Origin of the sequence: Castellaniella hirudinis (genome assembly GCF_042651965.1) — a bacterium.
GTDB lineage: Bacteria > Pseudomonadota > Gammaproteobacteria > Burkholderiales > Burkholderiaceae_B > Castellaniella > Castellaniella hirudinis.
Genome location: NZ_JBHSDY010000006.1, coordinates 1 through 13718, shown reverse-complemented (window position 1 = coordinate 13718; position 13718 = coordinate 1). Strand labels below are relative to the sequence as shown.

The window sequence follows — 13718 nt, the reverse complement described above, 5'->3', positions numbered from 1 at the left end:
TCAGAGTTCACCCAGGGCGATGCGCAGCATGCGGCGCAGAGGTTCGGCGGCACCCCACAGCAACTGGTCGCCGACCGTGAAGGCGCTGAGATATTCAGGCCCCATCGACATCTTGCGCAAACGGCCCACCGGGATGTCCAGCGTGCCGGTCACGGCCACGGGGGTCAGGTCCCGCATGGAAGATTCACGGTCGTTGGGCACCAGACGCGCCCACTCCGTACCGGTACGCACCGCGTCGTTGATTTCGTCCAGGGGGATGTCGCGCCGCAACTTGATGGTCAGCGCCTGGCTGTGGCAGCGCATGGCGCCGATCCGCACGCACAGACCGTCGACCGGCACCGGATCGGCGCCGAAGCCCGGACCGCGCCCGAGGATCTTGTTGGTTTCCGCGCCGCCCTTCCATTCTTCGCGCGACATGCCGTCGCCCAGGTCCTTGTCGATCCAGGGGATCAGGCTGCCGCCCAGGGGCACGCCGAAGTTTTCACGGGGCAGATCGGGGTTTTGCTGGGCCTTGAGCACGCCTCGGTCGATGTCCAGGATGGCCGAAGCCGGATCGGCGAGCTGATCGCCCACGGCCTGGTTCAGGATGCCGAACTGGGTCAGCAGTTCGCGCATGTGGCGCGCGCCGCCGCCCGAGGCCGCCTGGTAGGTCATGGAGGTCATCCATTCGACCATATCGGCCTTGAACAGGCCGGCCAGGCCCATCAGCATGCAACTGACGGTGCAGTTGCCGCCGATGAAGTCGCGCACGCCGCGCTGCAGGGCGGCATCGATCACCGGACGGTTGACCGGGTCGAGCACGATGATGGCATCGTCCTTCATGCGCAGCGTGCTGGCGGCGTCGATCCACAGGCCGGTCCAGCCGGCGGCGCGCAGCTTGGGATACACGGCGGAGGTGTAGTCGCCGCCCTGGGCGGTGACGATGATCGGCAGTTTGCGCAACGCGTCGATGTCGTGCGCGTCTTGCAGCGGACCGGCGCCCGTCGCCCAGGACGGCGCAGCACCGCCCGCGTTGCTGGTGGAAAAGAAGACCGGTTCGAACAAGTCGAAGTCTTTTTCGTCGCGCATGCGTTGCATGAGCACCGAACCGACCATCCCGCGCCAACCGACCAAACCAACTGCCTGAGCCATAAATCCCTGCCTGAACCGTAAAAGTGGATATGTGAACGCTAAGTGTAATACGTCAGCTTAATGCACTAAATGAATGCATCGAATGAATGTATCAGTTTAATGCCTTCAGTACGGCATCGCCCATTTCCGAGGTCGAAACCCGCGTCGTCCCGGCTTCAAAAATGTCGGCTGTGCGCAACCCTCGGGCCAGCACCGCCTGCACGGCGGCTTCGATCCGGTCGGCGGCTGGCGCCGCATCCAGGGAATAGCGCAGCATCATGGCGGCCGACAGAATGGTCGCCAGCGGATTGGCGATGTTCTGCCCGGCGATGTCCGGCGCCGAGCCGTGGCTGGGTTCGTACAGGCCCTGCCGGCTGGCGTTCAGCGACGCCGAGGGCAGCATGCCGATGGAGCCCGTCAGCATGGCGGCTTCGTCGGACAGAATGTCGCCGAACAGATTGCCGGTCACCACCACGTCGAAGGCCTTGGGTTCGCGCACCAGTTGCATGGCGGCGTTGTCCACGTACATATGGGAGAGTTCGACCTTGGGATATTCGCGCGCCACGTCGATCATGATGTCGCGCCAGAACTGCGAAGTTTCCAGGACGTTGGCCTTGTCCACGCTGCACAGACGGCCCTGGCGCTTGGCGGCGGCCTGGAAGGCCACGTGGGCGATGCGGCGGATTTCGGACTCGGCATAGTGCATGGTGTCGTAGCCCTGACGCTCGCCCGCGTACGGGCCGTCTTCCAGGGTGCGCACGCCGCGCGGCTGGCCGAAATAGATGTCGCCCGTCAGTTCGCGCACGATCAGGATGTCCAGGCCGGCCACGACCTCGGGCTTGAGCGACGAGGCGTTGGCCAGTTCGGGATACAGGATCGCCGGGCGCAGATTGGCGAACAGACCCAAGGCCTTGCGCAGGCCCAGCACCGCCTGTTCCGGGCGCAGGGCGCGTTCCAGCTTGTCGAATTTCCAGTCGCCCACGGCGCCGAACAGGATAGCGTCGGACTGCTTGGCCAGGGCCAGGGTGTCCTCGGGCAGAGGGTGGCCCTTGGCGACATAGGCGGCGCCGCCCACGGGCGCCTCGGTCAGTTCCAGGTCCAGATTCAGGGCCGGGGCGCGCAGCACGCGCACGGCCTGCTCGACGATTTCCGGGCCGATGCCGTCGCCCGGCAGGACTGCGATGCGAGAAGTCATGGGTTCTTCCAGTGGGGAATGTTGAACGGGGAGTCTATCAACGACACGCCCCGTCCTTGAGAACGGGGCGTGCGCACCGACGCATGGAGCGGCGCGTCAGCCGGGCACGTGCTTGGCCAGCCAGGGGTGGCGCGCCAGGCGCTCGGCCTCGAAGGCGCGGATCATGTCGGCGCGCAGCAGGGTCTGGCCGATTTCGTCCAGGCCCTTCAACAGCGATTCCTTGCGGTAGGCGTCGATCTCGAAAGGCGATTCCTCGCCGCCGGCCGAAATCACACGCTGGCGTTCCAGGTCGATGGTGAGCGCATAGCCGGGGAAGGCCTTGACCTCGTCGAACAGGCGCGCCACCTGGATTTCAGGCAGCACGATGGGCAGCAGACCGTTCTTGAAGCTGTTGTTGAAGAAAATGTCGGCGAACGACGGCGCAATGATGGCGCGAAAGCCGAACTGCTGCAGGGCCCAGGGCGCGTGCTCGCGGCTGGAGCCGCAACCGAAGTTCTTGCGCGCCAGCAGGACCGAGGCGCCCTGGTAGCGGGACTGATTCAGCACGAAGTCCGGATTCAGCGGCCGCTTGCTGTTGTCCATGCCGGGCTCGCCGTGATCCAGGTAGCGCAGTTCGTCGAACAGGTTCGGGCCGAAGCCGGTGCGCTTGATCGATTTCAGGAACTGCTTGGGAATGATCAGGTCGGTATCGACGTTTTCCCGGTCCAGGGGGGCGACCAGGCCCTTGTGGGTGGTGAAAGCTTGCATGGCGGCTCCTAGCTCAGGCGGCGGATATCGACGAAATGGCCAGCCACCGCGGCGGCGGCGGCCATGGCGGGGCTGACGAGGTGGGTGCGCCCCCCCTGTCCCTGGCGGCCTTCGAAATTGCGGTTCGAGGTCGAGGCGCAACGCTCGCCCGGCTCCAGCCGGTCGGCGTTCATCGCCAGGCACATCGAACAGCCCGGTTCACGCCACTCGAAGCCCGCGGCCAGGAAAATCTTGTCCAGGCCTTCGCGCTCGGCCTGGGCCTTGACCAGCCCCGAGCCCGGCACGACCATGGCCTGGCGCACGTTGGACGCAACCCGACGGCCCTTGGCCACGGCGGCGGCGGCGCGCAAGTCCTCGATGCGCGCATTGGTGCACGAACCGATGAAGACGCGATCGATGCGGATGTCGGTCATCGGCATATTGGGTTCGAGCCCCATGTACTGCAGCGCGCGCTCCATGCCGCTGCGGCGGACTTCGTCCTTTTCCTTTTCGGGATCGGGCACGCGGGCGTCGACGGGCAGCACCATTTCGGGCGAGGTGCCCCAACTGACTTGAGGCGCGATCTGCGCAGCGTCGATCTCGACCACGCGGTCGAAGACAGCATCCGGGTCGGAATGCAGGGTGCGCCAGTACGCCACGGCCTGATCCCAGGCCGCGCCTTCGGGCGCGTAGGGCCGGCCCTTGAAGTAATCGATCGTGACCTGGTCCACGGCCACCATGCCCGAGCGCGCGCCGGCTTCGATGGCCATATTGCAGACCGTCATGCGGCCTTCCATGGACAGCGCCCGCACGGTGCTGCCGCCGAACTCAATGGCGTAGCCCGTGCCGCCCGCTGTGCCGATCCGGCCGATCACATACAGGACCAGGTCCTTGGCGGTACAGCCGAAGGGCAGCTTGCCCTCGACGCGCACCAGCATGCTGCGGCTCTTTTTCATCAGCAGCGTCTGCGTGGCCAGGACGTGTTCGACTTCGGAGGTGCCGATGCCGAAGGCCAGGGCGCCCATGGCGCCGTGCGTGCTGGTGTGGGAGTCGCCGCACACCACGGTCATGCCCGGCAGGGTCGCGCCCTGTTCCGGTCCGATGACGTGGACGATGCCCTGGCGGCGGTCGTTCATGCGGAATTCGGTGATGCCGTGGGTTTCGCAGTTCTTGTCCAGGGTATCGACCTGCAGGCGCGAGACCGGATCCTGGATGCCTTCGCTGCGCGCCGTGGTGGGCACGTTGTGGTCGGCCACGGCCAGGTTGGCGGAAATCCGCCACGGTTTGCGGCCGGCCAGCTCCAGGCCCTCGAAGGCCTGCGGGCTGGTGACTTCGTGGACGAGATGGCGGTCGATGTACAGCAGACAGGTGCCGTCCGGCCCCTGGTGCACCACGTGGGCGTCCCAGAGCTTGTCGTACAGGGTTTGGGGCATGGTCTTGGCCTCGGAAATCGGGAAAATGGCGCCGCCCGCAGGTGAATGCGGATGCGATGAATCCTATTATGCCAGTGTGATTTTCCCGGACAAGGCGAGCGGTTATCCTAGTATTGGAGGTACCAGATACCAGCTTGGGGATCTAAGTGTCCCAACGAGACCGTTCCTCTATTGTCCTTCTTGGCATGGAAGACGGCCCGACGGGTCCCCGGGTTCCGGGACAGGCTGCGAACAGTCCCTCCACCCGGGGAGACCCATCAGGCCTGCGGTGGAGCCTTGCGGCGGGAAATCGGGAGAGGCCTGCCCTACTTTTTGCCCTGATACAAGGGCAGCACGATCTGGGAGGCCTGTTGCAGGTCGGCGATCCGGCTTTGCGACGAGGGGTGCGTGGACAGGATTTCGGGTTGTCCGCCGCCCCCGGCCTTCTCCATCTTCTGCCACAGCGTGATGGCGGCGCGCGGGTCGTAGCCGGCGCGGGCGGCCAGCTCGACGCCCATGCGGTCGGCCTCGGTTTCGTTGGACCGGCTGTTGGGCAGGGTGAACATGACGTTGGTCAGCGAGGAGCCCAGGTCGGACACGGCCTGGCTGCCGGTGATGGCCGACAGGACCGACAGGCCGATGCCGGCGGCCATCTGGCGCGAGACCTGTTCGCGCGCGTGCTCCCGCAGCGCATGCGAGATCTCATGCCCCAGCACGGCCGCCAGTTCGGCGTCCGTGGGCTGGATCTTGTCCAGCAAGCCGGTGTAGACGGCGATCTTGCCGCCGGGCATGCACCAGGCGTTGACCTCGTCCGATTTCAGGACGTGGATTTCCCAGGCCCAGTTGCGCGCATCCGGCCGGAAGGTGCCGACCTGGGCGATGAGCTTGCGGGAAATCGTCTGCACGCGCTGGGTCTGCGCGGCCGGGGTGTCCAGGGCGCCCTGTGCCTTGGCCTGGGACAGGATCTTGCGGTATTCGGTTTCCGCCTGCTGGTTCAGTTCGGCCTCGGACACCAGGCTGGACATGGTCTGGGTGCGGTTCACGCCCACCAGGCCGGACTGGGTCGTCTGCACCTGGGCGCAGGCCGCCAGCCACACGCTCAGGCCGATGACGGAAAGGCTGCGGATGACCCGGCTCATGCGCACTGCCCCCGATGGCGCAGTGCGTGGTCCATCAGCACGATGGCCAGCAGCGCCTCGGCGATGGGCGTCGCGCGGATCGCCACGCAGGGATCGTGGCGGCCCAGGGTCTGCACCATGACCGGCTCGTTGGCGCGGTTCACGGAATGGCGCTCGATGCGGATGCTGGAAGTCGGCTTGACCGCCAGCGACACCTGCAGCGGCTGGCCGGAGGAAATCCCGCCCAGCACGCCGCCCGCGTGGTTGCCCATGAAGCCGTCGGGGCTGAGTTCGTCGCCGTGTTCGGAACCGCGCATGGCGACGCAATCGAAGCCCGAGCCGATCGACACGCCCTTGACGGCGTTCAGCCCCATCATGGCGTGGGCGATGTCCGCATCCAGCCGATCGTAGATGGGTTCGCCCCAGCCGGCGGGCAGGCCTTCGGCCGTGACTTCGATGCGCGCGCCGATGGAATCGCCGTCATGGCGCAACTGGTCCATGAAGGCCTCGAGTTCCGGGACGATGCCGGCGTTGGGGGCGTAAAAAGGGTTTTCAGGCACGTCATCCCAGGACATGAAGGGAATCGGGATCGGCCCCAGCTGGCTCATGTAGCCGCGGATGCGCACGCCGTATTCCTGCATCAGCCATTTGCGCGCCACCGCGCCCGCCGCCACGGTGGGAGCCGTCAAGCGTGCGGAAGAACGCCCGCCGCCGCGCGGATCGCGCACACCGTACTTCTTCCAGTAGGTGTAGTCCGCGTGGCCGGGGCGGAAGGTGTCGGCGATATTGCTGTAGTCCTTGCTGCGCGCGTCGGTGTTGCGGATCAGCAGGCCGATGGGCGTGCCCGTGGTCAGGCCTTCGAATACCCCCGACAGGATTTCCACCGTATCCGGCTCGCGGCGCTGGGTGACGTGGCGCGAGGTGCCCGGCCGGCGCCGGTCCAGTTCGGCCTGGATGTCGGCCTCGGACAAAGCCATGCCGGGGGGGCAGCCGTCGATCACGGCGCCGATGGCCGGACCATGCGACTCGCCGAAGTTGGTGACACGAAACAGGGAACCCAGGGTATTACCGGACATGGTCGATGCGCGAGGGAAGGAAAGAAGAAAGAAATCTCATTATGACATTTCAGCACGCCGCAAGGGGCGCTGCGGGTTAACCCGGGCTGGCAGCGTACCCGAGTACGGTCGCTATAGTCCACCCGAACCGGACAACCGCCCTCCCGGACCTTCCCGAGAAAATTCCCATGCGCATGCGTTCCTCGAGCCAACCCGGCGTCGCCACCCGGCTGATCGCGAGCTTCCTGGCGGGCGCGGCCCTCACGCTGGTGATGGGCGCGATCGGCCTGTACGCCAGCGGACGCATCCACGCCCTGGCGGAAACCATGTACCACCGCGACCTGCGGAATCTGCAGCAGGCGGCCCTGGCCAACCAGCAGATGCTGCTCACCGCCCGCGCCATCCGCATCGCCGCCCTGGCTCCCGTCCAGGCAACCCGGGATGCTCAACTGGACGCCGCCGAACGGCATCTCGGCAAGCTGCATCAGGCCCTGGCCGTCCCGCCCGGCTCGGATCCGGGCAAAGATTCACCGCTGCTGCGGGACACCCGGGCCGCAGCGCAAGCCTATGCCGACGGCATCCGCCGGGTCGCCCGGCTGATCGCCCGCGAACCCCTGCAGCCCGTCCGCGCCTCGGTCACGATGCTGTACCAGGAAATCGTCCCCCTGGCCGATCACGCCGACACGCTGATGAACCAGTTGATCGAACAGCGGCAGCAGCAGGCCCGGATGCTCAGTCAGGACACACAGGCCATTTACGACCGCGCCAGCGTGTTGATCATCATTCTGACCATCGTCAGCGCCCTGTGCGCGGTCATCCTGGGGATCGTGCTGACCCGCTGGCTGATGCGGCAGATGGGCTCCGAACCCGCCGACGTCGCCCACATCGCGCACTCGATCGCCGCCGGCGACCTCAGCCTGCCCATCGACGCCTCCCGGGCGCCGCCCCACAGCGTCATCAGCGCGATGGCCCACATGCAGGATTCGTTGCGCCAGATCGTATCTTCCGTGCGCGCCAGCAGCGACCACATCGCGACCGGCTCCAACCAGATCCATCTGGGCAACACGGATCTGGCCGAGCGCACCGAGCTGCAGGCGGCCGACATTTCGGAAACCGCCGCCGCCATGGAGGAAATCACCGGCACCGTGCGCAACAACGCCGAAACGGCCCGCGAGGCCGCCCTGTTCGCCGCCCGGGCCAATGCCGCCGTGATCCGCAGCCTGCAGCAGGTGCGCGCCATCGAGGAAACCATCCAGGACATGGCCCGCACGTCGCGGCAGATCGAGGGCATCACGGACCTGATCGACGGCATCGCCTTGCAGACCAAGATCCTGGCCCTCAACGCCGGGGTCGAAGCCGCCCGCGCCAACGAACAAGGTCAGGGTTTCGCCGTGGTCGCCATGGAGGTCCAGGCGCTGGCCCTGCGCAGTTCCAACGCGGCCCGGGAAATCGCCGACCTGGTGGAAAACAGCACGCGGCAGGCCGCCCGGGTGGAAACCGGCATCCAGGCGATCGCCGAGGACACCCGTTTTTCCGGCGAGCAGATCGGCCAGTTGAACCAGCTCGTGAGCCACGTGCGGGCCAGCACGGCCGAGCAATCCCAAGGGCTGGAACAAATCAGCACGGCCGTCTCGCAGCTCAGCGACATCACCCGCAGCAACGCCGCGCTGGTCGAGGAAGCGGCCGCTGCGTCCGGCAGTCTGGCGCAGCAGACGTCTTCGCTGGTGGCGGTCGTCAGCCGCTTCCACCTGGAACCCGCAGCCAGCCTGCCGCGGCTGGTCTGAGGCCTCAAGCGGGCGGCGGCACCTCACACGCCAGGGGCCGTGCACAGGCCGTCAGGCAGGCCAGGCCGCAGGTCAGGCGGCTCTTCTGGCAAGGGACCGTCTTCAGGGCAGTGCGCAACTGCGCCACCTGCCGCCGCAAGCCGTCCAGATCGCGCTGGGTCGTCTGGATGCGCCGCTGGATGGCGGCCCGGACATCCGGGCACCCCTCGACCCCGCCCCGCAGCAGCGCGCCGATCTCATCGAGACTGAAATCCAGCCCCCGCAGGCACCGGATCTGCCGGATCACTTCCACCGCGTCCGAGGGGTAGTCGCGATAAGCGCCCGCCTGGTGCTCCGGCACGGCCAGCAGGCCGCGGCGCTGGTAATAGCGGACGGTTTCAACCCCTACACCAGCCTGTCGGGCCAATTCGCTGATCTTCATGCACTTCTCGATCATCCGGCGGTCCAGGGCGCCGGTCGAACCCATCATACGATCAGGCCGGCCCGGTCGGTTTGCGCCATGTCATCGGTCAGGAGGAACAGCTCACCGCCACGGCCGGCGCGTCATCGGCGGGCGGCAGCGCATGGCGCTCGAAGCCGGGGCGTTCCGTGTACGGATCCCGCAGCAGGGCCCACAGACGATCGATCTCAGAGGCGTCGCCTCGTTGCGCGGCCTCGATGGCGTGCTGCGCCAGGTGATTGCGCAGCACATAGAGGGGATTGACCCGGTTCATGGCGACGCGGCGCGCTTCGGCGTCCCCGCCCTGCCCGGCCCGCCGCACCAGATAGCGGTCCAGCCAGGCCTGCGCCGGCGCGGGATCGGCGAACAGCGCCAGCCAGGGGCCCGCGTCGCGGTCGACGCCGGCCAGCCGCCGAAAGGCCAGCGTGAAATCGGCCCGCTGCGCGTGCAATAGATTCCACCAGTCGTCTTCCAACGCGGCATCGTCCGGTCCCCAGGCCTCCAGCCCCAGTTTGCGCGCCAGGCCGGCCCTGTAGGCCGACAGGAATTCGGCTTCGAAGGGGGCCAGGCAGGCCTCCAGCGCAGGGGCCTCGCAGCCCAGCACCAGCAGGCTGCTCGCCAGGCGGTACAGATTCCAGCGCGCCACGGCCGGCTGGGCATTCCAGGCATAGCGCCCCGCCGTGTCGCTGTGGTTGCAGACGTGATTGGCCTGGAAGGCGTCCATGAAGCCGTACGGCCCGTAGTCCAGCGTCAGGCCCAGGATGGACATATTGTCGGTATTCATCACCCCATGGCAAAAGCCCACGAGCTGCCATTGGGCCATCAGGCGCGCCGTCCGCCGTGTGACCTCGGTCAGCAGCCGGCAGGCCGTGGCGGGCAGGTCGGTTTCACCGTCGGCCGTCTCCCGGCATTCGGGATACCAGTGTGCAATCACATAGTCCAGCAGCGCCTTCTGTTCGTGGTGCGAATGGCCCCAGTGCTCGAAATGGCCGAAGCGCACGAAGCTGGGCGCCAGCCGGGTGACGACGGCGGCGGTCTCGACGGTTTCGCGCACCACCGGATCGGCGGAGCCGACCAGCGCCAGCGCCCGGGTCGTCGGGATGCCCAGGCCGGCCATGGCCTCGCTGGCCAGGTATTCGCGCACGCTGGAGCGCAGCACGGCCCAGCCGTCGCCCATGCGCGAATATGGCGTGCGGCCCGAGCCCTTCAACTGGATTTCCCACGCGCCCTCGGCGGTCAGGACCTCGCCCAGCAGATGCGCGCGGCCGTCGCCCAGTTGTCCGGCCCAGACGCCGAACTGGTGGCCGCTGTAGGCCGTGGCCAGCGGCGCGATGTCCCCCAGCCGGGCGCCACCGGCGCAAAGGGCCAGGAATCCAGGCGTCCCCAGCGCCTCTGCGTCCAGGCCGATCAGGGCGGCCGCGTCCGGATTGGCATGCAGCAGGCGCGGCTCCCGCAAGGGGCGCGGATTCACCTGGGTGTAAAAGCCGCGCGGCAGGGACGCGAACGAGCAGCCCGTGTCCAGCCCGGCCAGCGCATCCTTAGCCATGGCGGGCCGCCCGCTTGGCGGGACGCACATACAGAATGGCGCCCAGATACAGGCCCAGCGACAGCAGGATCTCGACGCCGGCCAGCGCCATCGAGACGGGCGAGACATCGGACCAGGCGCGCACGGCGCCTTCCATCAGATACAACAAGCTAAGCATCGCTACCCATTGCAAGGTATAGAGCCGGCGCTGCAGCACGCCGCTGACGGCGAACAACAGCGGCACGGCCTTCAAGGCCATCAGCGTGCCGCCGGGCCGCAGGGGCGCCCACCACAATTCCCAGCCCACGCACAAGACGATCAAGCCGAACAGACAGACACACGCCAGGCCGTGCAGGCCCGGGCTCAATTTGATTTCTGCACTTTCCATGCTGGTATTATGGCTCGAAACCTCAGGGTTCAGAGGATTCCCAGTCCCGCCTTATGACGACACCGCAGACTCCCGCCCCCTCCCTGGCCGAGCGCCGCACCCGCGCACTGGACATCCTGCGCTTTACGCTGGACTTCGCCGGTCACCGCAAGCTCACCCGGGTGGCCTCCAGCCTGACCTTCACCACCGTGCTGGCGATCGTGCCGATGCTGGCCGTGGTGCTGTCGCTGTTCACCGCCTTTCCGCTGTTCGCAGAATTCCACAAGGCCCTGGAAACGTTCCTGGGCGAGAGCCTGCTGCCGCCCTCGGTGTCCGACACCATCATGCGCTACCTGAACCAGTTCGCCGCCCAGGCGTCCGGACTGACGGCCGTGGGCGGCGCCTTCCTGGTCGTGACGTCGATCCTGCTGATCATGACCATCGACCAGGTCTTCAACGAGATCTGGAACGTCGCCCGCCAGCGCCCCATGCGCCAGCGGCTGCTGGTGTACTGGGCGATCATTTCCCTGGGGCCGATCCTGATGGGCGCCAGTCTGTGGGCCAGTTCGGTGCTGGCGCGCGAATCCCTGGGCTACATCGGCGACCTGCCCGAAGGCATCGGCCTGCTGCTCAACCTGGTGCCCCTGCTGATGTCGGTGCTGGGCTTCACAGCCCTGTTCGTGTTCGTGCCCAACTGCCGCGTGCTGTGGCGCGACGCCGTGCTGGGCGGACTGGGCACGACGCTGGTGCTGGCCGTGATGAAGGCCGGCTTCACCGCCTACCTGACGCGCTTCCCCTCCTACACCGTCATCTACGGGGCCTTTGCCACCCTGCCGATCTTCCTGCTGTGGATCTATCTGTCCTGGCTGGTGGTGCTGATGGGCGCCACGGTGGCCTCGCTGCTGCCGGCGCTGCGGCTGCATCGCTGGGCGCTGCAGCGCCAGGTCGGCGCCCAGGCCGTCGACGCGCTGGGCATCCTGCGCATCCTGTGGCACGCGCGCGGCGCGCAGCCTCCGGGGCGCAGCCTGGGCTACCTGGAAAAACACCTGCGCGTCCACCCCGACGCCCTGCACGACATGCTCGGCACCCTGCGCGACCTGGGCTACGCCGTCCCGGTTGCGGACGGCGATCAGTGGGTGCTGGCCTGCGACCCCGCCCGGACCGACATCGGCCCGCTGGTGGACCGGCTGCTGATCGACCGCGCCCAGACTACGCCTGAGGACGGCACGCTGGAGGCCCTTTCACGCGCCCTGCTGGGCAATCCTCCCGTCCTGGACACGCTTTTCAGCGACGACGCTACCGGAAATCGAAGCGATGATGCACAATAATGAACAAACGGCCGGACCACGGCGCCACTGGGGATCGACATGCTGAAAGTCAATGAAATCCTGCGCGTGAAGGGGCACGCGCTGTACACCGGAACGCCCGACATGCCGGTGCGCGAGGCCATCGCCACCATGAGCCAGCTCGACATCGGCTCGCTGGTCATCATGGAGCACGGCCAGCTCGTCGGCATGCTGACCTTCCGTGAAATCATCAACCACCTGAATACGCATGACGGCGCAGCCGGCGACTTCACGGTGCGCAGCATCATGGACGACGCGCCCGTCAGCGTCACGCCCAACACCGATGCCGACGAAGTCCAGCGCCTGATGCTCGACAAGCACGCCCGCTACACCCCGGTGATGGACGGCCCCACCCTGATGGGGGTGATCTCGTTCTACGACATGGCGCGCGCCATCGTCGAGGCCCAGCAGTTCGAAAACGACATGCTCAAGGCCTATATCCGCGACTGGCCCGCGGATACGTCGGCCGGCTAGGCCAGCGCCTGCCAGGCGCGGCGCAGGACAGACGGCCCCTCAGCCCGCAACTGCTTGGGGTCTGACAGGATGCGCCGCCATTGCCGCGCCCCGGCCTGGCCGGTGCGCCATCCCAGCATGCCGCGCACCAGGATGTGCAACGGCACGCCACGCGCGTGCTGCGCGGTCACATAGCCCACCCAGGCCTCCAGCACGGCTTCCGGCTCGGGCAGCGGCTGCCCGGGCGCCAGGCGGCGGCTGATTTCGGCCAGGATGTCCGGGTGGTGCCAGGCCGCCCGGCCCAGCATCACGCCGTCCAGGCGTTCCATCCAGTCCAGGCAGGCCTCCACGTCCGCCAAGCCGCCGTTCAGCACGAACGCCGCCTCCGGAAAATCCTGTTTCAGGCGCACTGCGTCCGCGTAGCGCAGCGGCGGCTTTTCCCGGTTGTCCTTGGGCGACAGGCCTTTGAGCACCGCGTTGCGCGCATGGACGATGAATACCCGGCAGCCGGCGTCATACAGGATGCCGACGAAATCGCGCACGAAATCGTAGGACTCCTCGTAATCCAGGCCCAGACGGTGCTTGACCGTCACAGGCACCGACACGGCATCCTGCATGGCGCGCACGCAATCAGCAACCAGACGCGGTTCGGCCATCAGGCAGGCGCCGAAGGCGCCGCGCTGGACACGTTCGGACGGACAGCCGCAGTTCAGATTGATCTCGTCGTAACCCCAGCGTTCGCCCAGCCGGGCGCTCTGCGCCAGGGCGTCCGGTTCGCTGCCGCCCAGTTGCAGGGCCACCGGGTGTTCGGCCGGGTCGAAATCCAGATGCCGGCCCGCGTCGCCGTGCATCAGGGCGCCGGTGGTGATCATCTCGGTGTACAGGCGCGCGCCGGGCGCCAGCAGGCGGTGAAAATAGCGGCAATGCCGGTCCGTGACGTCGATCATCGGCGCCACGCACAGGCGCCAGGGCCTGGCGGCGGGGTCAGCGGACGAAGCGGACGGCGCAACGGGATCGGCATCGATCCGGGCGCCGGGTGAAGAGTGGCTCATACGGGATATTCTCGGGTAACCTGTCATTTTAGCGTCGGGCCGTCCCAAGGTAAAAAGCGCCCCCTTGTGAACTGCCCCCCAAAAGTTGGACACCGATCCAACCTTTGGGGTGTTTTTCATGTCGAAGTACGATGAG

Annotated in this window: 13 protein-coding genes; 3 read left to right on the top strand and 10 right to left on the bottom strand. The window is 67.1% G+C overall.

Annotation, left to right across the window (positions count from 1 at the left end):
• The 6 genes from asd to aroC all read right to left on the bottom strand — a co-directional run bounded on the left by asd (position 1) and on the right by aroC (position 6637).
• Positions 1 to 1131 (bottom strand): aspartate-semialdehyde dehydrogenase, encoded by a 1131-nt coding sequence (gene asd, locus ACFO0J_RS10375; protein WP_376813008.1) that lies wholly within the window; start codon positions 1129 to 1131, stop codon positions 1 to 3.
• 91 nt (positions 1132 to 1222) lie between these two features.
• A complete protein-coding gene (leuB, locus tag ACFO0J_RS10370; RefSeq protein WP_376813007.1) occupies positions 1223 to 2305 on the bottom strand; it encodes a 3-isopropylmalate dehydrogenase in 1083 nt (360 codons plus the stop codon).
• A 96-nt stretch (positions 2306 to 2401) separates the two neighbouring features.
• Positions 2402 to 3052: a 3-isopropylmalate dehydratase small subunit gene (gene leuD / locus ACFO0J_RS10365; RefSeq protein ID WP_376813006.1), complete on the bottom strand. Its 651-nt coding sequence runs from the start codon at positions 3050 to 3052 to the stop codon at positions 2402 to 2404.
• An 8-nt stretch (positions 3053 to 3060) separates the two neighbouring features.
• Positions 3061 to 4464: a 3-isopropylmalate dehydratase large subunit gene (gene leuC, locus ACFO0J_RS10360; RefSeq protein WP_376813005.1), complete on the bottom strand. Its 1404-nt coding sequence runs from the start codon at positions 4462 to 4464 to the stop codon at positions 3061 to 3063.
• A 305-nt stretch (positions 4465 to 4769) separates the two neighbouring features.
• Positions 4770 to 5582: a M48 family metallopeptidase gene (locus tag ACFO0J_RS10355; RefSeq protein ID WP_376813004.1), complete on the bottom strand. Its 813-nt coding sequence runs from the start codon at positions 5580 to 5582 to the stop codon at positions 4770 to 4772.
• Positions 5579 to 6637 (bottom strand): chorismate synthase, encoded by a 1059-nt coding sequence (gene aroC, locus ACFO0J_RS10350; protein ID WP_376813003.1) that lies wholly within the window; start codon positions 6635 to 6637, stop codon positions 5579 to 5581. Before aroC ends, ACFO0J_RS10355 begins: the two co-directional genes overlap by 4 nt.
• 167 nt (positions 6638 to 6804) lie before the next feature.
• Between aroC and ACFO0J_RS10345 the strand changes: the two genes are divergently transcribed.
• A complete protein-coding gene (locus tag ACFO0J_RS10345) occupies positions 6805 to 8400 on the top strand; it encodes a methyl-accepting chemotaxis protein (RefSeq protein ID WP_376813002.1) in 1596 nt (531 codons plus the stop codon).
• Positions 8401 to 8404: 4 nt separating this feature from the next.
• On the opposite strand, the gene ACFO0J_RS10340 is transcribed toward ACFO0J_RS10345, so the two are convergent.
• The 3 genes from ACFO0J_RS10340 to ACFO0J_RS10330 are packed head-to-tail and all read right to left on the bottom strand — an operon-like array spanning position 8405 to position 10752.
• Positions 8405 to 8869 (bottom strand): MerR family transcriptional regulator, encoded by a 465-nt coding sequence (locus ACFO0J_RS10340; RefSeq protein ID WP_376813001.1) that lies wholly within the window; start codon positions 8867 to 8869, stop codon positions 8405 to 8407.
• Between the two features lie 40 nt (positions 8870 to 8909).
• Positions 8910 to 10385 carry a protein adenylyltransferase SelO gene (locus ACFO0J_RS10335; protein WP_376813000.1) on the bottom strand — a complete coding sequence of 492 codons (1476 nt, stop codon included), beginning with the start codon at positions 10383 to 10385 and terminating at the stop codon, positions 8910 to 8912.
• Positions 10378 to 10752, bottom strand: a complete 375-nt coding sequence (locus ACFO0J_RS10330; RefSeq protein WP_376812999.1) for a DUF2069 domain-containing protein — start codon at positions 10750 to 10752, stop codon at positions 10378 to 10380. The genes ACFO0J_RS10335 and ACFO0J_RS10330 overlap by 8 nt, the downstream gene beginning before the upstream one ends.
• A gap of 53 nt (positions 10753 to 10805) precedes the next feature.
• Between ACFO0J_RS10330 and ACFO0J_RS10325 the strand changes: the two genes are divergently transcribed.
• On the top strand, positions 10806 to 12059 hold the full coding sequence (locus tag ACFO0J_RS10325; protein WP_376812998.1) for a YihY family inner membrane protein: 1254 nt from the start codon (positions 10806 to 10808) through the stop codon (positions 12057 to 12059).
• 39 nt (positions 12060 to 12098) lie between these two features.
• The gene (locus ACFO0J_RS10320; RefSeq protein WP_376812997.1) at positions 12099 to 12551 is read left to right on the top strand and encodes a CBS domain-containing protein; all 453 of its coding nucleotides are present in this window, start codon (positions 12099 to 12101) and stop codon (positions 12549 to 12551) included.
• Here ACFO0J_RS10320 and dusA read toward each other — a convergent pair.
• Positions 12548 to 13477 carry a tRNA dihydrouridine(20/20a) synthase DusA gene (gene dusA / locus ACFO0J_RS10315; protein ID WP_376813236.1) on the bottom strand — a complete coding sequence of 310 codons (930 nt, stop codon included), beginning with the start codon at positions 13475 to 13477 and terminating at the stop codon, positions 12548 to 12550. The genes ACFO0J_RS10320 and dusA overlap by 4 nt on opposite strands.
• Positions 13478 to 13718: the final 241 nt, after the last annotated feature.